The sequence below is a fragment of the Rhizobium sp. 05L419 genome, assembly GCF_056397845.1.
Map to the genome: position 1 here is coordinate 77,648 of NZ_JBFTOF010000009.1, position 20,955 is coordinate 98,602.

At 61.7% G+C, this 20,955-nt stretch carries 19 protein-coding genes and 1 pseudogene; 19 read left to right on the forward strand and 1 reads right to left on the reverse strand.

Annotated features, from left to right (window positions below; all coding sequences use genetic code 11):
* Nucleotides 1-17 precede the first annotated feature (17 nt).
* The 4 genes from mutS to murJ all read left to right on the forward strand — a co-directional run bounded on the left by mutS (nt 18) and on the right by murJ (nt 7,637).
* Complete coding sequence (gene mutS / locus AC1DMK_RS14100) at nt 18-2,738, forward strand: DNA mismatch repair protein MutS (protein ID WP_477859755.1); 2,721 nt, start codon at nt 18-20, stop codon at nt 2,736-2,738.
* A gap of 3 nt (nt 2,739-2,741) precedes the next feature.
* Nucleotides 2,742-3,017, forward strand: a complete 276-nt coding sequence (locus AC1DMK_RS14105) for a hypothetical protein (RefSeq protein ID WP_037060520.1) — start codon at nt 2,742-2,744, stop codon at nt 3,015-3,017.
* Nucleotides 3,018-3,136: 119 nt separating this feature from the next.
* Nucleotides 3,137-6,046 (forward strand): [protein-PII] uridylyltransferase, encoded by a 2,910-nt coding sequence (locus AC1DMK_RS14110; RefSeq protein WP_477859758.1) that lies wholly within the window; start codon nt 3,137-3,139, stop codon nt 6,044-6,046.
* Nucleotides 6,047-6,056: 10 nt separating this feature from the next.
* Nucleotides 6,057-7,637 carry a murein biosynthesis integral membrane protein MurJ gene (gene murJ, locus AC1DMK_RS14115; protein ID WP_477859760.1) on the forward strand — a complete coding sequence of 527 codons (1,581 nt, stop codon included), beginning with the start codon at nt 6,057-6,059 and terminating at the stop codon, nt 7,635-7,637.
* A gap of 130 nt (nt 7,638-7,767) precedes the next feature.
* On the opposite strand, the gene AC1DMK_RS14120 is transcribed toward murJ, so the two are convergent.
* Complete coding sequence (locus AC1DMK_RS14120) at nt 7,768-8,196, reverse strand: peptidoglycan L,D-endopeptidase MepK (protein WP_037065682.1); 429 nt, start codon at nt 8,194-8,196, stop codon at nt 7,768-7,770.
* Between the two features lie 890 nt (nt 8,197-9,086).
* Here AC1DMK_RS14120 and trpS point away from each other — a divergent pair.
* From trpS to lnt, 15 genes and pseudogenes are all read left to right on the forward strand, one after another.
* Entirely contained in the window at nt 9,087-10,151 is a 1,065-nt protein-coding gene (gene trpS / locus AC1DMK_RS14125; RefSeq protein WP_477859762.1) for a tryptophan--tRNA ligase, read from the forward strand.
* Between the two features lie 84 nt (nt 10,152-10,235).
* Nucleotides 10,236-10,661 carry a cupin domain-containing protein gene (locus AC1DMK_RS14130; protein WP_037065677.1) on the forward strand — a complete coding sequence of 142 codons (426 nt, stop codon included), beginning with the start codon at nt 10,236-10,238 and terminating at the stop codon, nt 10,659-10,661.
* Nucleotides 10,662-10,740: 79 nt separating this feature from the next.
* The gene (locus AC1DMK_RS14135; RefSeq protein WP_037065675.1) at nt 10,741-11,232 is read left to right on the forward strand and encodes a universal stress protein; all 492 of its coding nucleotides are present in this window, start codon (nt 10,741-10,743) and stop codon (nt 11,230-11,232) included.
* A 111-nt stretch (nt 11,233-11,343) separates the two neighbouring features.
* Nucleotides 11,344-11,910 carry a NifU family protein gene (locus tag AC1DMK_RS14140; RefSeq protein ID WP_037065673.1) on the forward strand — a complete coding sequence of 189 codons (567 nt, stop codon included), beginning with the start codon at nt 11,344-11,346 and terminating at the stop codon, nt 11,908-11,910.
* 94 nt (nt 11,911-12,004) lie between these two features.
* Nucleotides 12,005-12,664 (forward strand): tRNA (adenosine(37)-N6)-threonylcarbamoyltransferase complex dimerization subunit type 1 TsaB, encoded by a 660-nt coding sequence (gene tsaB, locus AC1DMK_RS14145; protein ID WP_037065671.1) that lies wholly within the window; start codon nt 12,005-12,007, stop codon nt 12,662-12,664.
* Nucleotides 12,661-13,161, forward strand: coding sequence for a GNAT family N-acetyltransferase (locus AC1DMK_RS14150; protein ID WP_196246796.1), 501 nt, complete (start codon nt 12,661-12,663; stop codon nt 13,159-13,161). The genes tsaB and AC1DMK_RS14150 overlap by 4 nt, the downstream gene beginning before the upstream one ends.
* Before the next feature lie 36 nt (nt 13,162-13,197).
* Entirely contained in the window at nt 13,198-13,626 is a 429-nt protein-coding gene (locus AC1DMK_RS14155; RefSeq protein WP_477859767.1) for a Fur family transcriptional regulator, read from the forward strand.
* Nucleotides 13,627-13,656: 30 nt separating this feature from the next.
* Nucleotides 13,657-14,457: a lyso-ornithine lipid O-acyltransferase gene (gene olsA / locus AC1DMK_RS14160; RefSeq protein WP_037065697.1), complete on the forward strand. Its 801-nt coding sequence runs from the start codon at nt 13,657-13,659 to the stop codon at nt 14,455-14,457.
* Between the two features lie 75 nt (nt 14,458-14,532).
* Nucleotides 14,533-14,673: pseudogene (locus AC1DMK_RS14165) on the forward strand (BrnT family toxin); the annotation flags it as partial.
* A 237-nt stretch (nt 14,674-14,910) separates the two neighbouring features.
* Nucleotides 14,911-15,051, forward strand: coding sequence for a BrnA antitoxin family protein (locus tag AC1DMK_RS14170; protein WP_477859898.1), 141 nt, complete (start codon nt 14,911-14,913; stop codon nt 15,049-15,051).
* Nucleotides 15,052-15,094: 43 nt separating this feature from the next.
* The gene (miaB, locus tag AC1DMK_RS14175) at nt 15,095-16,504 is read left to right on the forward strand and encodes a tRNA (N6-isopentenyl adenosine(37)-C2)-methylthiotransferase MiaB (RefSeq protein ID WP_477859769.1); all 1,410 of its coding nucleotides are present in this window, start codon (nt 15,095-15,097) and stop codon (nt 16,502-16,504) included.
* 18 nt (nt 16,505-16,522) lie between these two features.
* The gene (locus AC1DMK_RS14180; protein WP_037065662.1) at nt 16,523-17,575 is read left to right on the forward strand and encodes a PhoH family protein; all 1,053 of its coding nucleotides are present in this window, start codon (nt 16,523-16,525) and stop codon (nt 17,573-17,575) included.
* Nucleotides 17,575-18,090, forward strand: coding sequence for an rRNA maturation RNase YbeY (ybeY, locus tag AC1DMK_RS14185; protein ID WP_477859772.1), 516 nt, complete (start codon nt 17,575-17,577; stop codon nt 18,088-18,090). Before AC1DMK_RS14180 ends, ybeY begins: the two co-directional genes overlap by 1 nt.
* A complete protein-coding gene (locus AC1DMK_RS14190) occupies nt 18,087-19,238 on the forward strand; it encodes a hemolysin family protein (protein ID WP_477859774.1) in 1,152 nt (383 codons plus the stop codon). The genes ybeY and AC1DMK_RS14190 overlap by 4 nt, the downstream gene beginning before the upstream one ends.
* 77 nt (nt 19,239-19,315) lie before the next feature.
* Nucleotides 19,316-20,920, forward strand: coding sequence for an apolipoprotein N-acyltransferase (gene lnt / locus AC1DMK_RS14195; protein ID WP_477859775.1), 1,605 nt, complete (start codon nt 19,316-19,318; stop codon nt 20,918-20,920).
* Nucleotides 20,921-20,955: the final 35 nt, after the last annotated feature.

The window sequence follows — 20,955 nt, forward strand, 5'->3', positions numbered from 1 at the left end:
CCTCCGTGAACGAACGAATGGACTCCAGACACGAAGCCTTTTCGGCTGCCGAGCTCGCAACGGAGGAAAGTCGCGCCTCGGCGACGCCGATGATGGAGCAATTCATCGAGATCAAGGCCAACAACCCTGACTCGCTGCTGTTCTACCGCATGGGCGACTTCTACGAATTGTTCTTCGAGGATGCACTGGAAGCATCCCGCGCGCTCGGCATCACGCTGACCAAGCGCGGCCAGCACATGGGGCAGGACATCCCCATGTGCGGCGTTCCCGTGCACGCGGCCGACGACTACCTGCAGAAGCTGATCGGGCTCGGCTTCCGCGTCGCGGTCTGCGAGCAGATCGAGGACCCGGCGGAAGCCAGGAAGCGCGGCGCCAAATCGGTCGTCAAGCGCGACGTCGTCCGGCTGGTGACGCCGGGCACGATCACCGAGGAAAAGCTGCTTTCGCCTTCGGAATCGAATTATCTGATGGCGCTTACCCGGATTCGCGGCGCGTCCGAGCCGCTGATGGCCCTGGCCTGGATCGACATTTCCACCGGCGTCTTCCGCCTCGCAGAGACCGAGGCGTCGCGGCTGCTGGCCGATATCCTGCGGATCGACCCGCGCGAGCTGATCCTGCCGGACACGATGTTTCACGATCCCGAGCTGAAGCCGGTCTTCGACGTTCTCGGGCGCACGGCCGTTCCGCAGCCTTCCGTGTTGTTCGACAGCGCCACGGCGGAGGGCCGCATTGCGCGCTACTTCGGCGTCTCGACGCTAGACGGTTTCGGCACTTTCTCGCGAGCCGAGCTCGCGGCGGCTGCCGCGGCCGTCGCCTATGTCGAGAAGACGCAGATCGCTGAACGGCCACCGCTCGGCAAGCCGGAGCGGGAAAGTGCGGCCTCGACCCTCTTCATCGATCCGGCGACGCGCGCGAACCTCGAGCTTGCCCGGACGCTGTCCGGCGATCGCAACGGCTCGCTGCTGAAGGCGATCGACCGCACCGTCACCGGCAGCGGGGCGCGGCTGCTCGCCGAGCGGCTGATGTCGCCGCTGACGGATCCCGCCCGCATCAACGAGCGGCTGGATTCGATCGGCTTCCTCATCGAGGAGCCGTCGCTCTGCGGCGACCTGCGCGATCATCTGAAGCATGTGCCCGACATGCCGCGGGCGCTATCGCGCCTTGCGCTCGATCGCGGCGGACCGCGCGATCTGGCGGCGATCCGCCAGGGCTTGATGGCCGCTGCCGACGTGGCCGAGCTGCTGGGCGGCGCGCTGCTGCCGGAGGAACTGGCGCAGGCGCTGGGCGGGCTGCGCGCCTTGCCATCCGATCTGTCGCAACTGCTTTTTGAAACGCTGGGCGACGAGCTGCCGCTTCTCAAACGCGACGGCGGCTTTCTGCGCGACGGCGCCAGCGCCGAGCTCGACGAGGTCAGGGCACTGCGCGATCAATCGCGCCGGGTGATCGCCGGCCTGCAGCTGCAGTATGCCGACGAGACCGGCATCAAGTCGCTGAAGATCAAGCACAACAATGTGCTCGGCTACTTCATCGAGGTGACCGCCGGCAATGCCGGGCCGATGACGGATACACAGGAAGCCAAGGCCCGCTTCATCCATCGCCAGACGATGGCGAATGCGATGCGCTTCACGACGACCGAGCTTGCGGATCTCGAAAGCCGAATCGCCAATGCAGCCGATCGGGCGCTTTCCATCGAACTCGCGGCCTTCGACCGAATGACGTCGGCCGTCGTTGCCGAAGCGGAGGCGATCAAGACAGGCGCCCGGGCACTCGCCATCGTCGATGTCGCAGCCGGGCTCGCATTGCTGGCAGACGAGCAAGCCTACTGCCGCCCGGTTGTCGACGGCTCAAAGATGTTCGCGATCGAGGGCGGACGGCATCCCGTCGTCGAGCAGGCATTGCGTCGCCAGTCCTCCGGTCCGTTCGTTGCCAACAATTGCGACCTCTCGCCGGTTGCCGACGGCAAGGACGGGGCAATCTGGCTGCTCACCGGTCCCAACATGGGCGGCAAGTCGACGTTCCTGCGGCAGAACGCGCTGATCTCGATCCTCGCGCAGATGGGATCCTTCGTGCCTGCGGCATCAGCCCATATCGGCATCGTCGATCGACTGTTCTCGCGCGTCGGCGCGTCCGACGATCTGGCGCGCGGGCGCTCGACCTTCATGGTCGAGATGGTCGAGACGGCGGCGATCCTCAACCAGGCGACCGAGCGGTCGCTTGTCATCCTCGACGAAATCGGCCGTGGGACTGCGACGTTCGACGGCCTTTCCATCGCCTGGGCCTCGGTCGAGCATCTGCACGAAGCGAACCGCTGCCGCGGACTTTTCGCCACACATTTCCATGAATTGACCGTACTTTCGGAAAAGCTTGCGCGGCTGTCGAACGCGACGATGCGCGTGAAGGAGTGGGACGGCGACGTCATCTTCCTGCATGAGGTCGGACCCGGAGCGGCCGACCGCTCCTACGGCATCCAGGTCGCCCGTCTCGCCGGTCTGCCGGCCTCGGTCGTGGCGCGCGCCCGCGATGTGCTGACCCGGCTCGAAGATGCTGACCGCAAGAACCCGGCGAGCCAGCTGATCGACGACCTGCCGCTGTTCCAGGTGGCGGTGCGGCGCGAAGACGCTGCACGCGGGCCGTCGAAAGTCGACGAAGCGCTGAAAAGCATGAGCCTGGATGACATGACGCCGCGCGAGGCGCTGGATGCGCTGTACGATCTGAAGAAGAAGCTGAAGCAGGGTTAGACGATGTTCCTGGACCGCCTCCTGCATGAGACGCAGATTCTCGCCAACATCTTCACTGCCGTCGAAGCGCTACGGCTTGCAGACGAGCACGGCAATCCACGCGGATGGGCCTCGCCCTGTGGAATGCTGGAAATTACCCGTTGCTGCGCCGTCATCTCCGATCTCGCGCTGGCGATTGCCAAGGCCGGATACCGCGAATGCGACAAGCAGACCCTCGACGAAATCGCCAGCGAAACACGCCAGGTCCTCTATTCCATGAAGGCACAATTCGCGGCCTGATCGCGGTGACGTGGCCGCCTTCTCCCCGAGACGGAGGAGGACACCACCTTTTCGCCAAAATTAAAGGTTCTTGCAGTATGAAAGCCCGTGTCAAACACGGGGTAAAGAGGCTATAGCGCATGCAGACGAAACGAGAGGCGGACCAGAACGCGGTCGCGCCGCGCGAACAGGAAGCCGCCCTGCGCATGGCGATGACGAGCACCATCGATTTCTCAGATATCCTCGACGCGGCCTATCTGCGACAGATGTGCGACGCCGTGGCCGAGGCCAATCGGCACCAGCCCGATGTCATGCGTTCGGATCTGCTCGCCATTCTCAAGAAGGCAAGCAGCGAAGGTCGCGACAAGGCGCGGGAACTCCTCTCCGTCGACGGCAGCGGCCTCAATTGTGCGCGCCGGATCTCCTGGCTGCAGGACCAGATCATCACCGTTCTCTACGGATTCGCGACGGCGTATGTCTTTCCGGCACAGAAAGACAAGTTCGCGGTGACAGCCGTCGGCGGCTACGGCCGCGATACGCTGGCGCCCGGGTCCGACATCGACCTTCTCTTCCTGTTCCAGCCGAAGCCGGCGGAAGAAACCCACAAGGCTGTCGAGTTTATGCTCTATGTCCTCTGGGACATGGGCTTCAAGGTCGGGCATGCGACCCGCACGCTGGAAGAATGCATCGCGCTTTCCAAGTCCGACATGACGATCCGCACTGCGATCCTGGAGATGCGTTTCATCTGCGGCCTGAAGTCGCTGGAGACGGACCTCGAAACGCGCTTCGACAAGGAAATCGTCACTGGCACCGGCCCCGAATTCATCGCCGCCAAGCTTGCTGAGCGCGACGAGCGCCACCGCAAGGCTGGCGACACGCGCTATCTCGTCGAGCCGAACGTCAAGGAGGGCAAGGGCGGACTGCGTGACCTGCACACGCTTTTCTGGATCTCGAAATACTACTACCACGTCCGCGACACGGCCGAGCTCGTAGCTGTCGGCGTTCTCTCCAAGCATGAATACCGGCTGTTCGAAAAGGCCGACGATTTCCTCTGGGCCGTGCGCTGCCACATGCATTTCCTGACCGGCAAGGCGGAGGAACGCCTCTCCTTCGACATCCAGCGCGAGATCGCCGAAGCCCTCGGCTATCATTCGCGCCCCGGCCTTTCGGCCGTCGAGCGCTTCATGAAACACTACTTCCTGGTGGCCAAGGACGTTGGCGATCTCACCCGCATCCTCTGCGCGGCGCTCGAAGACCAGCAGGCAAAGTCGACGCCTGGGCTGTCGGGCGTCATCAGCCGCTTTGCCCATCGCAGCCGCAAGATTGCCGGCAGCACCGATTTCATGGAGGATCGCGGCCGCATCGCGCTCGCCAGCCCCGACGTGTTCAAGCACGATCCCGTCAACATCATCCGCCTGTTCCATGTTGCCGATATCAACGGGCTGGAGTTCCACCCGGATGCGCTGAAGCGCGTCACGCGGTCGTTGAGCCTGATCGACAGTGCTCTTCGGGAAGGCGAGGAGGCAAACCGCCTCTTCATGTCGATCCTCACCTCCAAGCGCGATCCGGCGCTGATCCTGAGGCGCATGAACGAGGCCGGCGTGCTCGGCCGCTTCATCCCCGAGTTCGGCAAGATCGTCGCCATGATGCAGTTCAACATGTACCACCACTATACGGTGGACGAGCATCTGATCCGCACGGTCGACGTTCTGTCGGAGATCGACAAGGGCAATGCCGACGACCTGCACCCGCTTGCCAACAAGCTGATGCCCGGGATCGAAGACCGCGAGGCACTCTATGTCGCCGTCCTGCTGCATGATATCGCCAAGGGCCGCCAGGAGGATCATTCGATCGCCGGTGCGCGCGTCGCCCGCAAACTCTGCGCCCGCTTCGGGCTGTCGCAGAAACAGACGGAGACGGTCGTCTGGCTGATCGAGGAACATCTGACGATGTCCATGGTCGCCCAGACCCGCGACCTCACCGACCGCAAGACGATCACCGACTTCGCCGACCGGGTGCAGTCGCTCGACCGGCTGAAGATGCTGCTGATCCTGACGATCTGCGACATACGCGCCGTCGGTCCAGGCGTCTGGAACGGCTGGAAGGGCCAGCTTCTGCGCACGCTCTATTACGAGACCGAGCTACTGCTCGCCGGCGGATTCTCCGAGGTCTCCCGCAAGGAGCGTGCCAACTCCGCGGCCGAAGCGCTGTTCAACGCGCTGTCCGACTGGAGCCAGGAGGACCGCAAGACCTACAGCGCGCTGCACTACCAGCCCTACCTGCTTTCGGTGCCGCTGGAAGACCAGGTGCGTCACGCCGGCTTCATCCGCCAGGCGGACAAGTCGGGCCAGGCGCTGGCGACGATGGTGCGCACCGACAGCTTCCATGCCATAACCGAGATCACCGTGCTCTCGCCCGACCATCCGCGCCTGCTTGCCGTCATCGCCGGCGCCTGCGCTGCCGCCGGTGCCAACATCGTCGATGCGCAGATCTTCACGACCTCGGACGGGCGCGCGCTTGATACGATCCACGTCAGCCGCGAGTTCAAGGACGACGCCGACGAGCTGCGTCGGGCCGGCACCATCGGGCGGATGATCGAGGACGTTCTTTCCGGCCGCAAGCGCCTGCCCGAGGTGATTGCCACCCGCGCAAAGAACCGCAGGAAGAGCAAGGCCTTCGTCATTCCGCCATCGGTCAACATCTCCAACAGCCTGTCGAACAAGTTCACCGTCATCGAGATCGAGTGCCTCGACCGGCCGGGCCTGCTGTCCGAGGTGACCGCCGTGCTTTCCGACCTGTCGCTCGACATCCAGTCGGCTCGCATTACCACCTTCGGCGAGAAGGTGATCGACACCTTCTACGTCACCGACCTTGTCGGCCAGAAGATTTCCGGCGACAGCAAGCGATCCAACATCACCGCACGGATGAAGGCCGTCATGGCTGAGGAGCAGGACGAGCTGCGCGAGCGCATGCCCTCCGGCATCATCGCGCCGGCGACCACGCAACGCAGCGGCGACCCGACTGAAAAGAAAGCGGATTCAACCGCATGAGCCTGTACGCATGAGCCTTGTCAAGAAATTCGCCACCGTCGGCGGCGCCACGCTCGGCAGCCGCATCTTCGGCTTTGCCCGTGAAACGCTGATGGCGGCCGCGCTCGGCACCGGCCCGATGGCCGACGTCTTCTATGCCGCCTTCCGTTTTCCGAACCTGTTCCGCCGGCTATTTGCCGAGGGCGCGTTCAACGCCGCCTTCGTGCCGCTGTTTGCCAAGGAAATCGAGGCGAACGGTATCGACGGGGCCAAGCGGTTTTCCGAGGAAGTCTTCGGCGTTCTGTTTTCGGTGCTGCTGCTCATCACCATCGTCATGGAGTTGGCGATGCCGCTTCTGGTGCGCTTTGTCATCGCGCCGGGCTTCACCAACGATCCTGATAAGTTCGACATCACCGTGCGCATGGCGGCGGTGATGTTCCCCTACCTCATGTGCATGTCGCTGACGGCGATGATGAGCGGTATGCTGAATTCGCTGCATCATTTCTTCGCAGCGGCGATTGCACCTGTTTTCCTCAACGTCGTGATGATCGGCGCGCTGTTCTATGCGCTCTACACCGGCGCGGAACCGCTGGCGACCGCGTGGTATCTCTCCTGGGGCGTGCTCATAGCGGGCGTGCTGCAGCTTGCGGTCGTCTATTTCGGCGTCCTCCACGCGGGCATGAGCATCGGGCTTCGCTTCCCGCGCTTCACGCCCAACGTCAAACGGCTGCTCATCCTCGCTATCCCGGCGGCTGTCACGGGCGGCATCACGCAGATCAACCAGATGATCGGCCAGGCAATCGCGTCCAGCCGCGAGGGCGCCATTGCGGCGCTGCAGTATGCCGACCGCATCTATCAGCTTCCGCTCGGCGTCGTCGGCGTGGCCGTCGGCGTGGTGCTTTTGCCGGAACTCGCCCGGGCGCTCAAGGGCGGCCATCTGCGCGAGGCGGGAAACCTGCAGAACCGCTCGATCGAGTTCGTCCTGTTCCTGACGATCCCGGCGGCCTTCGCGCTCTGGATTCTCTCCGACGAAATCATCCGCGTGCTCTACGAGCGCGGCGCGTTCCATCAGGAAAACACCGCGATCGTCGGCTCCATTCTGGCGATATACGGTATCGGCCTGCCCGCTTTCGTGCTGATCAAGGCATTGCAGCCGGGCTTCTACGCCCGCGAGGACACCAAAACGCCGATGCGGTTTTCGGCCGTCGCCGTCGCCGTCAACTGCGCCACGGCACTGACGCTGTTTCCGCATCTGGGCGCACCCGGCATCGCCGTTGCCGAGGCGACGGCAGGCTGGATCAGCACCGTACTGCTGTTCGGGACGCTGTTGCGTCGCGGCCACCTCGCCTGGGAAGGGGCGCTTGCGCGCCGCGCCGCCCTTCTCGTCGTTTCGGCAGCGGTCATGGGCGGGGTGATCATGTATCTGCAGCACCGCTGGGAACCGTCGCTCGCTTCCAGCGCATCGCTTTTGACGAAGGTCGGCACGCTCGGCCTGTTGATCGCCATTGCGATGGTCGTCTATTTCGCGACCGCGTTCCTGATCGGCGGCGCAAACCTCGGCATGATCCGGCGCAACCTCAACCGCAAGCCCGCTGTAAAGACCGACGGCTAGAACAGGATGATGTCAGGCCTGATCGACCTGACATCTGAATCCTGATCTAGATCATGAGTTTATAGCTGGATTTAGCGCGAAAGCCGGATACCCGTACGCAAAACCGCTACGCGCTTTTTCTGGAATTGCCCTAGCAGTAAACCCACCGCCGTTTCGGGCCGACATCGACATGAACGATCCCGTTGCAGTAGCGGCCGATGCCGCCGATGCCCGGCGCCTCGGCAGCGATCGCGACGATCGTTCGATCGGAGACCCCCGGTACGCGGATATCGGCGGCGGCGCAGTTGCGGTGCTGCGAATGCGACCGTCCCGAATGCGGTCGGAAGCCCGATGTGACCAGCGGCCGGCGCCCTGTCCTCATGGCGATATAGACTAAAATTCCCCTCAGTTGCGGCGGAAAGCAACTCGCTCGCACGCTGACGGTTTGCAAGGTGTAGGCAACGGCCTGCGGATTTTTCAGAGGTCCGATAGAAAGTTTACGCACGTTCTGGGCACCAGCGCCGTCAAAGCAGGAAAGGCTGAAAAGACCGGCAATCGCGATGGAAAATGCAGTGTGCATGGTTATTTCCCCCGAGAACGGCATCGGCAAAGTCCGATGCTCATATTTGCGGACGGAAACGCATTCCCAAAAAATGGCCTTTTTGTGAAATTTAATACCGACTACAAGTCGTCTACCCCCTTATTTACGTCGATTTGATAAATTCAATATACCTAAAAAGAAGTATAAATTACCGAACAATTAAAATTGAATTAGAAAATTCACAGAAAAATTCAAACCGATCTTCTCCGCTCCGTCTTCGGATACACCGTTAGGCGTCACCGGTGCCCCTCCTTCACCGCGACACCTCCACTTTCCTGCCCTCATTCCTGTGCTTGTGACGGGAAGGAGGTGGGATGTTGGTGTTCGCGCAGATGAGCAATCTCAGCGACCAAGGGGATGAAGATGTTAGCGCAGATGAGCAAAGTCAGTGGCTTAGCGGAAATTTGCCGCGATTGTCCCCGCTCGCCGAACCCACATCTAAAATCACCCCGTCCCGGCATCGGATACACCGCAAGGCGTTGCGGCGAGGCGGGATCGGCGCTGGGTGTGGGAGAACGACGTATGTTCTCTCGGGGTTCGCAGGAGTTGGTCTCCCTCCGGATACGGAGGCGTGCTTCGCCGAGTTGAGCTCTGGACGTGCCAATGCGGCACAAAAGGTCCCCAGGGGAAGCGCCATATAACTCTACTCCTACGCGGCAATTTTCAGCGGCCGGTCCGAATAAGCAGGCATGGTCAAACGACGGGCGACGAGGCCGCGTGAAGGATGAGGTGCGCGTGGAGCAATGTCCCGGCTGACAGGCAACCACTGAGAGCCCCTTGATTGCTGCCCCTCCCACGTGCATAAGCCGCGACGTTAGCAACATGGGCCGTTGGCCCTGGGGCCCTCCACAAGCCTAATCGAGGACAGAATGCGCGAATTCAAGAAAGTCGTCTTCTCCGGCGTCCAGCCGACAGGAAATCTCCATCTCGGCAATTATCTCGGCGCGATCCGCAAGTTCGTGGCGCTGCAGGACGGCAACGACTGCATGTACTGCGTCGTCGACATGCATGCGCTGACGGCGCAGCTGGTGCACGAGGACATGCCGAACCAGATCCGTTCGATCGCAGCCGCCTTCATCGCGTCAGGCATCGACCCGGAAAAGCATATCGTTTTCAATCAATCGGCCGTGCCGCAGCATGCGGAGCTGGCCTGGATCTTCAATTGCGTCGCGCGCATCGGCTGGATGAACCGGATGACGCAGTTCAAGGACAAGGCCGGCAAGGACCGCGAGCAGGCCTCGCTCGGCCTCTACGCCTATCCGAGCCTGATGGCCGCCGACATTCTGGTCTACCGCGGAACCCATGTTCCTGTCGGCGACGACCAGAAGCAGCATCTGGAGCTTGCCCGCGACATCGCGATGAAATTCAACCTCGACTATGCGGAGCACATCCGCAAGGCAGGCTACGGCATCGACATCACCGTTGGCAACGAACCGGTGCATGCGTATTTCCCGATGGTGGAGCCACTCATCGATGGTCCTGCCCCGCGCGTCATGTCGCTGCGCGACGGCACCAAGAAAATGTCGAAGTCCGATCCGTCCGATCTATCGCGCATCAACCTGATGGACGACGAGGACGCGATTTCGAAGAAGATCCGCAAGGCCAAGACCGACCCGGAAGGCTTGCCTGGGGAGCTCGACGGCCTGAAGGGTCGCCCCGAGGCTGACAATCTCGTCGGCATCTACGCAGCGCTCGCCGACAGGAAGAAGGCGGAAGTGCTCGCCGAATTCGGCGGCCAGCAGTTTTCGGTGTTCAAGCCGGCACTGATCGATCTGGCCGTCACCGTTCTCTCACCGATCACCGCCGAGATGCGCCGCCTGATGAGCGATACGAGCCACATCGACGCGATCCTGCGCAACGGCGGCGAGCGCGCAAGGGCACGCGCCGAAGTCACCATGAAGGAAGTCCGCGACATCGTCGGCTTCCTCTACTGATACTTTGTGCGGGCGGCCAAGGCCGCCCGCACTTGTCGAACCGGGGACCTCAGCGTACTCTCATCGCACCCGTTGGAGGCTCTGATGCGTGATCGCAGGCTCATCCAAATCGGCACCATGGAAGTCCGGTTCCTGATCGACGAGGATCAGAGTTCGGAGAGCCTCGTGATGTTCGAGTTCGTCGTGCCATCGCAAGCCAGAGTGCCGGTTGCGCATTTCCACCGCGAAGTGGACGAGGTGATCTACGGAATATCCGGAACGATGACGACCACCATCGACGGGAAGAAGCACGAGGTGCACCCGGGTGAGACGGTGTTCATTCCACGCGGCTTCGTACACATCCATGAGAATTTGCATGCTGAAACCGCCCGTGTCCTCATCACCATGACACCCGGACTGATCGGCCGTCGCTACTTCGAAGAAATCGCCTCGGCGATGAACGTCGTCGGCAAGCCCGACATCGAGCATGTAAAGGAAATCATGCTGCTTTATGGCCTCGTGCCCGCCTGATCCCTTCGCTTTCCCGGCGAACGATCGGGGCAAAACGAGGACTTGCAAATTCTCAGGATCGCGTGTCAGAGTCTGCGCCATGGTATCAAAACGACTCTCCCGGCTCGAAGGCCATCGCCGCAAATTCATGGCGGTCATCGATGACACGCCCGAATGCCAGCGCGCCGTCCATTATGCAGGCCGGCGTGCGAAAAACTCCAATGGCGGCCTCGTGCTCGTCTACGTGATCCCGGAAGGCGACTTTCAGCAGTGGCTGGGCGTGGAAGAGATCATGCGGGCCGAGGCGCGGGAGGCAGCCGAGGCGGTCGTTGCGAAATCGGCGCAGCTGGTGCGCGAGACGATCGGCATCGAGCCGGAGATCGTCATCCGCGAAGGAAGTGCGGCCGAGCAGATCAACGCCGAAATCGAGGAAGACCGGGATATCGCGATCCTCGTCCTTGCCGCCAGCTCCGCGAAGGAGGGGCCGGGACCGCTGGTTTCGTCCGTCGCCGGTCGTGGCGCTGCCTTTCCCATCCCCGTCACCGTGCTTCCCGATACATTGACGGACGAGGAACTCGACGCGCTGGCATGACGTCTTTTCTTGAGTGCAGGTCTCTTGAATAGAGTCGCCAATCGGCTTATTTTCTCTTTTGAAGAATTCTAAAGACGGCCCGGGCGAAATGCCTGCCGCACGGAGAACGAGATGTTTATTCAGACCGAAGCCACGCCGAATCCCGCCACGCAGAAGTTCCTGCCGGGCCGGGTCGTCATGGAAAGCGGCACTGCCGAGTTCCTCAGCGTTGACGAGGCCCAGGCATCGCCGCTCGCCGCTCGTCTTTTCGAAATCCCCGGTGTGACCGGCGTCTACTTCGGCTACGACTTCATCAGCGTTTCCAAGGAAGATCAGGAGTGGCAGCACCTGAAGCCAGCGATTCTCGGCTCGATCATGGAGCACTTCATGTCCGGCAAGCCGGTCATGGGTGACGCATCCATCCTTTCCGAGGATCTCGATGCCGGTGGCGAGTTCTTCGATGAGGGCGATGAATCGATCGTCCTGACGATCAAGGAACTGCTGGAAACGCGGGTCCGCCCGGCCGTCGCCCAGGATGGCGGCGACATCACCTTCCGCGGCTTCAAGGACGGCAAGGTCTACCTCAACATGAAGGGTTCGTGCGCCGGCTGCCCGTCCTCGACGGCAACGCTTAAGCACGGCGTACAGAATTTGCTGCGTCATTTCGTTCCGGAAGTGCAGGAAGTCGAAGCCGTCTGACGACCTGGACCTGAAATCGCCATGGCGCAGCGTTTGCAAACGCGGTGCCACGATGTATGGACAGTCAGGAACGCTTTATTCGGAAATTGATGCCATGATCATACTGGCGCTCGACACCGCAGGTGTGGATTGCGCTGCCGCTCTCTATGACAGCGGCAGGGATACGGTGCTGGGGGAGGCATCGGACATGATCGGCAAGGGGCATGCAGAGCATCTGATGGGGATCGTAGATCGCGCGCTGGACCAGGCGGGCATCACTCTTTCCGCCGTCGAGCGCATCGCCGTCACGGTCGGACCCGGCTCTTTCACCGGCATTCGCGTCGGCGTGGCAGCTGCCCGTGGGTTTGCGCTGTCCCTCGCTGTTCCCGCCGTTGGCGTGACGACGCTCGCGGTCATGGCGGAGGCGGAACGGCAACGGTCGCCGGGCCAACCGGTGCTTGCTGCGATGGATGCCAAGCGCAACGAGATCTATCTGCAAACCTTCGATTCCGGCGGGAACCCGATTGATGAGGCGCGTGCCGTGACAATCGAGGAAGCGCAGGCGTTTGCCGCGGAATTCGATGGTGCTGTTGCCGGCTCGGCGACCCCACTGCTCAAACCGGACGCGACCGGCGAACACGCCAATCACTGCCCGATTTCCATCGTGGCGCGCCTCGGCGCTGCCGCCGAGACCTCTTCCGGAAAGCCGAAACCTCTTTATCTGCGCGGACCTGACGCCAAGCCGCAGGCCGGGTTCGCGATTGCGCGAGTATGACCATGCTGGAATCCTATCTGACGCTGAAGCCGGAATTCGAAATCGTCGCGATGGACAGCGACGACTGCCGCTCGGTCGCGGTCCTGCATGGCGAACGCTTTGCCCGCCCGTGGGGCGATGGTGAGTTCTACAGCCTGCTGACGCAAGGCAATGTCTTCGGCTTCGTGGCACGCCAGACCAATGCTTTCCTGAAGAAGCCGCTGCCGGGATTCGTCCTTGCCCGCGAGGTCGCCGGCGAGGCGGAAATCCTGGCGATCGCCGTGCAGGCGAAGGTGGCGCGGGCCGGTCTCGGCTGGCGGCTGATGCAGGCAGCGATGCGCGAGGCGAAGCTGCGCGGTGGCGAGAGCATGTTCCTTGAGGTCGACGACGGAAACGCCGCCGCGCTCGGCCTCTACCGCAAGCTCGGCTTCGAGAAGGTGGGCGAACGTCGTGGATACTACAAGGATGCGAACGGCGCCGTTTCCACGGCGCTTGTCATGAAGCGCGTTCTTCGCTAGTTCCGTTGCGGAACGTTGACGATCGGAAGGCGGCTCATGACTGACGTGGCCAAGACCCTTGAGGAGCTTTGCACAGAACGCGGCATGCGCATGACCGAGCAGCGCCGCGTCATCGCGCGCATTCTCGAAGAGTCCGAAGATCACCCCGACGTGGAAGAGCTCTATCGCCGCTCGGTGAAGGTCGATGCGAAGATCTCGATCTCCACGGTCTACCGCACGGTCAAGCTGTTCGAGGATGCCGGCATCATCGCCCGCCATGACTTCCGTGACGGCCGTTCGCGCTATGAGACGGTGCCGGAGGAACACCATGACCACCTGATCGATCTGAAGACCGGAGTCGTCATCGAATTCCGCTCGCCCGAGATCGAAGCGCTCCAGGAGCGGATAGCCCGCGAGCACGGCTTCAAGCTGGTCGACCACCGGCTGGAGCTCTACGGCATTCCGCTCAAGAAGGACGAACCCTGAGCTCATGAGTGCCGCCGCGGAGTGTTCGAGTTGATCGCCGGGCTGCGCGTCGCCCTTGCCGGTATCGTCATCCTTGTCGCCAGCCTCCTGCTCATGCCCTGGCAGCTGATGGCCCTGCGCTTCGATTGGAAGCTCCGGCGCCGGCTGCCGCGCATCTGGCACCGCATCGTCTGCTACTGTCTCGGCATCCGCATCCGTGTCCACGGCAAGATGGAAACGCACAGACCCTTGATGTTGTGTGCCAACCACTCCTCCTGGATGGACATCATGGTGCTCTCGGCGGTCGCCGACGTCGCTTTCATCGCCAAGGTCGAGGTCCGAGACTGGCCGATCTTCGGGACGCTTGCCAGGCTTCAGAAAAGCGTCTTCGTCGTCCGCGAGGAAAAGCGCAGGACCGGCCACCAGGCAAACGAGATCGCCGCCCGGATGGCGGATGGCGAGATCGTCGTGCTTTTTCCGGAAGGCACGACGTCTGACGGCAACCGCCTACTCGACGTCAAATCCTCGCTCTTCGGCGCGGCGGCGATGGCTGTGCCGGCATCGCCAACCGGCATCGTCATCGTTCAGCCCGTTGCGGTCGCCTATACCGGCGTCCACGGCCTGCCGATGGGGCGGTATCATCGCCCCCTGGCATCGTGGCCCGGCGATGTCGAGATGTTGCCGCACCTGAAGGATGTGCTGCGATGTGGCGCATTCGAGGTGGATGTCTGCTTTGGCGAGGCGGTCGAATACGGCCCGGATACCAATCGCAAACACGCAAGCGCAGCGATCGCGCGGCGCATCCGCGGCATGCTGGCAGCGGCGCTGCGCGGGCGGAAAATTACCAGCTAGCATGGATCGCGAAATCTACATAATTGTGTAGGTTTCGTTGATGGACAAACTGCAAGATGTACCTGGGACGATGGCAAACAGGGATTGAACGCCGCCAATCATGGTTATGATTTTGTGGATATCGACGAGGTCTTCGACGATCGTTTTCTGATCACGCGCCAAGACCGTCCGCATGACTATGGCGAATTGCGTTATAATTCGCTGGTCGATTTCAAGAATCGTATGATCAAACGTCACCTTCACGCCACGCGGCGGCAAAATACAACCTCGCCTCGGTGCGCCAGGCAAGTCGTGAAGGAAGGAAAGTCTACTATGACAAAATCCACGATCAATAAGGGCACGGATCGGGCGCGTGTGGCTGCCCTCACGGAAGACGAGATTGAGCGCATGGCAGAGCATGACGCTGAAAATCCTTCCAATACGGCGGCAGAATGGGCAGATGCTGTCGTTGGCATGCCGCCCCCAAAAGCCCCCGTAAACGCCAAATTCGACGCTGATGTCGTGGAGTGGTTCAAATCGCAGGGACGCGGCTACCAGACCCGGATGAACGCCGTTCTTCGTATGTACATGGAAAGCCATTGGAAGGCGGGATAAGATTTCCTTTTCTCGCGCGTCAAAAACCACTAAATAGCGCGCCATGACCCACGACAGCGCCCTTCATTCGCCCCCGGAGACCGATCTCCGCGATGGCAGCAACAGCCGCAAGGTTTTCATCAAGACCTACGGCTGTCAGATGAACGTCTATGACTCGACGCGCATGAGCGATGCACTTGCCCGCGACGGCTACGAGCCGACCGAGGATATGGAGGAGGCCGACCTCGTACTGCTCAACACCTGTCATATCCGCGAGAAGGCGGCGGAGAAGGTCTATTCGGCGCTCGGCCGCCTGCGCGACATGAAAAAGAAGCGCACCAGCGAGGGCCGCGAATTCTTGATCGGCGTTGCCGGTTGCGTTGCGCAGGCCGAAGGCGAGGAAATTCTCCGTCGCGCGCCAGCCGTCGATGTCGTCATCGGTCCACAGACGTATCACCGGTTGCCAGAGGCGCTGCGCCGCGCCAAGGAAGGCCAGCGCATCGTCGATACCGAATATGCGCTCGAAGACAAGTTCGAGCATCTGCCGATCGCGGACAGGACCAGGATCCGCTCGCGCGGCGTCACCGCATTCCTGACGGTGCAGGAAGGCTGCGACAAGTTCTGCACCTTCTGTGTCGTGCCCTATACGCGCGGCTCGGAAGTGTCGCGCCCGGTGAGCCAGATCGTCGAAGAAGCCGAGAGGCTCATCGAAGGCGGCGTGCGCGAGATCACGTTGCTCGGCCAGAACGTTAATGCCTGGCACGGCGCCGGGTCCAACGGCCAGGAGTGGACGCTTGGCGATTTGCTCTATCGGCTGGCCGAAATCCCCGGCCTTGCGCGCCTGCGCTATACGACCAGTCATCCGCGCGACATGGACGATCGCCTGATTGAGGCGCATCGCGATCTGCGGGCGCTGATGCCTTATCTGCACCTGCCGGTTCAGGCGGGTTCGGACCGTATCCTTAAAGCGATGAACCGGCGTCACACGGCAGCCGAATACCTGACCTTGATCGAGCGCATCCGGACGGCTCGTCCTGATATCGCACTGTCGGGCGATTTCATCGTCGGCTTTCCGGGGGAGACAGAGCAGGATTTTGAGGATACACTCCGCCTGGTAGAAGAGGTGCGCTTTGCACAGGCTTTCTCCTTTAAATACTCGACTCGACCGGGTACGCCCGGTGCGGAACTGAAGGATCAGGTGCCGGAAGAGATCAAGTCAGAACGGCTCGAACGCCTGCAGGCCCTTCTCCTGAAGCAGCAGCAGGAATTTGCCGAATCCTGCGTCGGAAAGACGATCGAACTGTTGCTTGAAAAGCCCGGCCGCATGCCAGAACAACTTATCGGCCGTTCTCCTTGGCTTCAGTCCGTGAATGTTGATGCAAAAGCCTCACAAATCGGTGACATTATTAAAGTGCGAATCACCGGAACCGGAACCAACAGCCTGTTTGCCGAGATTGCAAAGGCTGAGGTCTAACCCAAGGAGCTCGACCGCTTGAACGGACAAGAATTGGTTTCTTCTTCACCGCGCCACCCACGCATCGCGAGCGACGCCAATCACTTTATTCTGACGTTCGAGAACAATCGGTTCGCCAGCGAGCTGTTTGGTCAATTCGACCAGAACCTCAAGCTCCTCGAAGAGCGCCTGAACATCGACGCGCGAGCGCGTGGCAACTCCGTTGTCATCTCCGGGGACATCGTCACCACCAATCAGGCGCGTCGTACGCTCGACTATCTCTATGAGAAACTCCAGAAGGGCGGCAGCGTGGAACGTTCCGACGTCGAAGGCGCAATTCGCATGGCGGTCGCCGCCGACGATCAGCTGAGCCTGCCGACGATGGAGAAGAAGGCCAAGCTGACGATGGCCCAGGTTTCTACGCGCAAGAAGACCATCATCGCCCGCACGCCGACCCAGGATGCCTATCTCAGGGCACTCGAGCGGGCCGAGCTCGTGTTCGGCGTCGGTCCGGCCGGTACCGGCAAGACCTATCTCGCCGTTGCGCACGCCGCCCAGCTTTTGGAACGTGGCGTGGTGGAGAAAATCATCCTTTCGCGTCCGGCCGTCGAAGCCGGCGAGCGCCTCGGCTTCCTGCCGGGCGACATGAAGGAGAAGGTCGACCCCTATCTCCGTCCGCTCTATGACGCGCTCTACGATATGATGCCGGCCGACAAGGTCGACCGCGCGATTACCGCCGGCGTCATCGAAATCGCACCGCTTGCCTTCATGCGCGGTCGTACGCTGGCAAATGCTGCCGTCATCCTCGATGAGGCGCAGAACACCACGTCGATGCAGATGAAGATGTTTCTGACGCGTCTCGGCGAGAATTCGCGCATGATCGTGACCGGCGATCCGAGCCAGATCGACCTGCCGCGCGGCGTCAAATCCGGTCTCGTCGAGGCACTGCAACTGCTGAACGGCGTCGAGGGCATCTCGATCGTCCGCTTTAAGGATACCGACGTCGTGCGTCATCCGCTCGTCGGGCGCATCGTGAGGGCCTACGACGCCACCTATGCGACGGAAACCGCAGAGGTCATCCGGCAGGACTGATGGCGGAACTCGATATCCAGATCAGCATCGAAGAGGGCAACTGGCCCTCCGAAGATGCCTTGCACGCATTGGCGGACCGTGTACTGGAGACGGCGGCGACCTATCTTCGCGAGACAGAGAAGCAACCCTTTCCGAAAATGGTGCCCGAAGTCTCGATCGTTTTCACCGACGATGCGTCGATCCAGGACATCAATGCGGAATGGCGCGGCAAGGACAAACCGACCAATGTGCTTTCGTTTCCGGCCTTTCCGGTTCGGCCGGGCAAGGTGCCTGGACCGATGCTCGGCGATATCATCATTGCCAGGGAAACCGTGGAGCGTGAGGCTGTCGACCTTGAAAAGAGCGTCGACGACCACCTGACGCACCTTCTGGTGCATGGATTCTTGCATCTATTCGGCTACGATCATAATAATAATGCCGAAGCCGAGATAATGGAGGGGCTGGAGACTCGCATTCTGGCGATACTCGGCCTATCTGACCCATACGAGGGTCAAGACCTTAAAATGGAACCATGAGCGACTTTACGACGAGACCGGCCACCGAGGCCAAGGACGCCGCCGACCAATCCTCCTCAGACGAAGGTGGCAGTAGTAGCAGGCAGTCCGGACGATCCCAATCCTTCTGGTCGCGCGCAGCACGCATCCTGAGGCCGCAGCAAGGCTCGCGCCTTCGTGAGGACCTTGCCGATGCGCTCATGACCGACGCCGCCGAGGGCGACGTCTTTTCGCCCGATGAGCGGGCGATGCTGCACAACATCCTGCGCTTTCGCGAAGTTCGCGTCGCCGACGTCATGGTGCCGCGTGCCGATATCGAGGCAGTGGACCAGAACATCACCATCGGTGAACTGATGATCCTGTTCGAGGAATCCGGCCGCTCTCGCATGCCTGTCTACGCCGAGACGCTGGATGACCCGCGCGGTATGGTGCATATCCGCGATCTTCTCTCCTACGTCGCCAAGCAGGCGCGCAACAAGCGCCGAGGCAGCACGAAGGCCGCCAAGGCGGCGCAGCCGATCGTCGAGGTTTCGCCGGAGCACCTTCAGAAGATGCCGCGTTCGGCCAAACCGAATTTCGATCTTGCCCGTGTCGACCTGCAGAAGACGGTCGCCGAGGCCGGGATCATCCGCAAGATCCTGTTCGTACCGCCATCAATGCTCGCCTCTGACTTGCTACGCCGCATGCAGGTGAACCGGACGCAGATGGCGCTTGTCATCGACGAATACGGCGGCACTGATGGTCTTGCCTCGCACGAGGACATCGTCGAGATGGTCGTCGGCGATATCGACGACGAGCACGATGACGAAGAAGTGATGTTCAAGCGGGTCTCCGAAGACATGTTCGTCGCCGATGCTCGCGTCGAGCTCGAGGAGATCGCGGAAGCCATCGGGCCGGATTTCGACATTGCCGAGCAGGTCGACGAGGTCGATACGCTGGGAGGACTGATCTTCTCCGAACTTGGGCGCATTCCGGTGCGCGGCGAGGTCGTGCAGGCGCTCCCGGGTTTCGAATTCCACATTCTCGACGCCGACCCCCGTCGTATCAAGCGCGTCCGCATTACCCGCAAACGCCAGGCGATCCGCCGCCGCGTCAAGGCGGACGGCGACGGGGCATCCGGGTCCGACCATGGCGACGACCGGCAAGCCGAACTCCCCACGACAAACTGATCGCCGCAAACCACGACAAGGGGCGGCTTTTTTGAAAGACTGCGACCTCAGTTGATTCGCGGCTTGATGGAGTGGGCATGGAGCGGCTTGCGGACAGGATCATCCTGGCCTGGGGTTTCAAGAGGGTGCTGCTGACTGTCCTTGCGGGGGCCTTCGGCGTTCTGGCTCTCCCGCCGATCGGCTTCTTTGCGGCGATGTTCGTTTCCTTCACGCTGCTGGTGTGGCTTATCGATGGAGCCGCCGCCGCGCCAAACAGCAGCATTGTCGGGCGCCTCTGGCCCTCCTTCCTCACCGGTTGGCTGTTCGGCTTCGGCTACTTCGTCGCCGGCCTCTGGTGGCTCGGCCATGCCCTGATGATTGATGCCGAGGAGTTTGCCTGGGCGCTGCCGCTGGCAATCTTCGGTCTTCCGGCCGTTCTTGCGATCTTCTACGGAGCGGCGGCCACGCTCGCCCGCATCGTCTGGTCTGACGGCGTCGGACGGATTGCGGCACTGGCGGCAAGCTTCGGCTTTTTGGAATGGGCAAGGAGCGTCCTCTTTACCGGCTTCCCTTGGAACGCCATCGGCTACGGGATGACGCCGGTGCCGCTTATGATGCAGTCGGCACATGTCATCGGCATCATGGGGATCACAGCGCTCTCCGTCTTCATTTTTGCGGCACCTGCCCTGCTCGGCACCAAGCAGGGGGCGAGAGTCGGCGTCCCGCTCGCCCTGCTGCTCTTTGCGGCCCATCTTGGCTATGGAGCCTACGTGCTATATGGCAGCCCCGGGCCTGCCGTGCCGGCCACCGACAAGCTCCCGGTCGTTCGCCTGGTGCAGCCGATGATTGACCAGACAGCCAAGATGGACACCGATGGCGACCGCGCAGCGATCTTCGAGAAACACCTCAGGCTATCTGTCGAAGCGCCCAGGGAGGGCGGCCGGAAGCCAGACATCATCGTCTGGCCCGAGACCGCGATCCCCTTCATCCTGACGGACAATCAGGATGCGCTCACCCAGATCGCCGATACGCTGGACGATAACCAGGTCCTGATCGCCGGCGCCGTCCGGGCGGAGGACATGGGGCCCGGAAATCCACCACGCTACTACAATTCGATCTACGTCATCGACGGACATGGGCAGATCATTGCCGCTTCCGACAAGGTGCATCTCGTGCCGTTTGGCGAATACATGCCGTTCGAGAGCCTGCTGGACCAGTTCGGCATACAGAATGTGGTGGAGATGCCGGGCGGCTTTTCCGCCGCCGCCACGCGCCAACTGCTGACGCTTCCGAGCGGCCTGAAACTCTACCCGCTCGTCTGCTACGAAATCATCTTCCCTGACGAGATGACCGGCGATATCGGCGCGGCCTCGGCGATACTGAATATCACCAACGATGCCTGGTTCGGCGCGACACCCGGCCCTTACCAACATTTCCTGCAGGCGCGCGTTCGAGCCGTCGAAACCGGCCTGCCGCTGATTCGCGACGGCAATAGCGGGATTTCCGCGCTGGTAAACCCGCGCGGGGAAATTATTGCGGGTCTGGCCCTCAATGAAACGGGCTTTATTGATGCAACCCTTGATGGATTTCAGCCCGCAGGCAATCCTGCCCATTCTCGCCAGACGTACTTCTGGTTGATCGAGATACTTCTGTTTGCAATTGCAGCCGGTTCGCGCGCTGGTTTTGTTTTCAAGCAGAATTGACCCAAAACCCCTAAAATTGCATAGTGGTTGGGATC

What these genes read in the sequence shown, in the direction of transcription:
- mutS (WP_477859755.1), top strand. Translation starts at nt 18, where the DNA reads ATGGACTCCAGACACGAAGCCTTTTCGGCTGCCGAGCTCGCAACGGAG.
- AC1DMK_RS14105 (WP_037060520.1), top strand. Translation starts at nt 2,742, where the DNA reads ATGTTCCTGGACCGCCTCCTGCATGAGACGCAGATTCTCGCCAACATC.
- AC1DMK_RS14110 (WP_477859758.1), top strand. Translation starts at nt 3,137, where the DNA reads ATGCAGACGAAACGAGAGGCGGACCAGAACGCGGTCGCGCCGCGCGAA.
- murJ (WP_477859760.1), top strand. Translation starts at nt 6,057, where the DNA reads ATGAGCCTTGTCAAGAAATTCGCCACCGTCGGCGGCGCCACGCTCGGC.
- AC1DMK_RS14120 (WP_037065682.1), bottom strand. Translation starts at nt 8,196, where the DNA reads ATGCACACTGCATTTTCCATCGCGATTGCCGGTCTTTTCAGCCTTTCC.
- trpS (WP_477859762.1), top strand. Translation starts at nt 9,087, where the DNA reads ATGCGCGAATTCAAGAAAGTCGTCTTCTCCGGCGTCCAGCCGACAGGA.
- AC1DMK_RS14130 (WP_037065677.1), top strand. Translation starts at nt 10,236, where the DNA reads ATGCGTGATCGCAGGCTCATCCAAATCGGCACCATGGAAGTCCGGTTC.
- AC1DMK_RS14135 (WP_037065675.1), top strand. Translation starts at nt 10,741, where the DNA reads ATGGTATCAAAACGACTCTCCCGGCTCGAAGGCCATCGCCGCAAATTC.
- AC1DMK_RS14140 (WP_037065673.1), top strand. Translation starts at nt 11,344, where the DNA reads ATGTTTATTCAGACCGAAGCCACGCCGAATCCCGCCACGCAGAAGTTC.
- tsaB (WP_037065671.1), top strand. Translation starts at nt 12,005, where the DNA reads ATGATCATACTGGCGCTCGACACCGCAGGTGTGGATTGCGCTGCCGCT.
- AC1DMK_RS14150 (WP_196246796.1), top strand. Translation starts at nt 12,661, where the DNA reads ATGACCATGCTGGAATCCTATCTGACGCTGAAGCCGGAATTCGAAATC.
- AC1DMK_RS14155 (WP_477859767.1), top strand. Translation starts at nt 13,198, where the DNA reads ATGACTGACGTGGCCAAGACCCTTGAGGAGCTTTGCACAGAACGCGGC.
- AC1DMK_RS14170 (WP_477859898.1), top strand. Translation starts at nt 14,911, where the DNA reads ATGCCGCCCCCAAAAGCCCCCGTAAACGCCAAATTCGACGCTGATGTC.
- miaB (WP_477859769.1), top strand. Translation starts at nt 15,095, where the DNA reads ATGACCCACGACAGCGCCCTTCATTCGCCCCCGGAGACCGATCTCCGC.
- ybeY (WP_477859772.1), top strand. Translation starts at nt 17,575, where the DNA reads ATGGCGGAACTCGATATCCAGATCAGCATCGAAGAGGGCAACTGGCCC.
- AC1DMK_RS14190 (WP_477859774.1), top strand. Translation starts at nt 18,087, where the DNA reads ATGAGCGACTTTACGACGAGACCGGCCACCGAGGCCAAGGACGCCGCC.
- lnt (WP_477859775.1), top strand. Translation starts at nt 19,316, where the DNA reads ATGGAGCGGCTTGCGGACAGGATCATCCTGGCCTGGGGTTTCAAGAGG.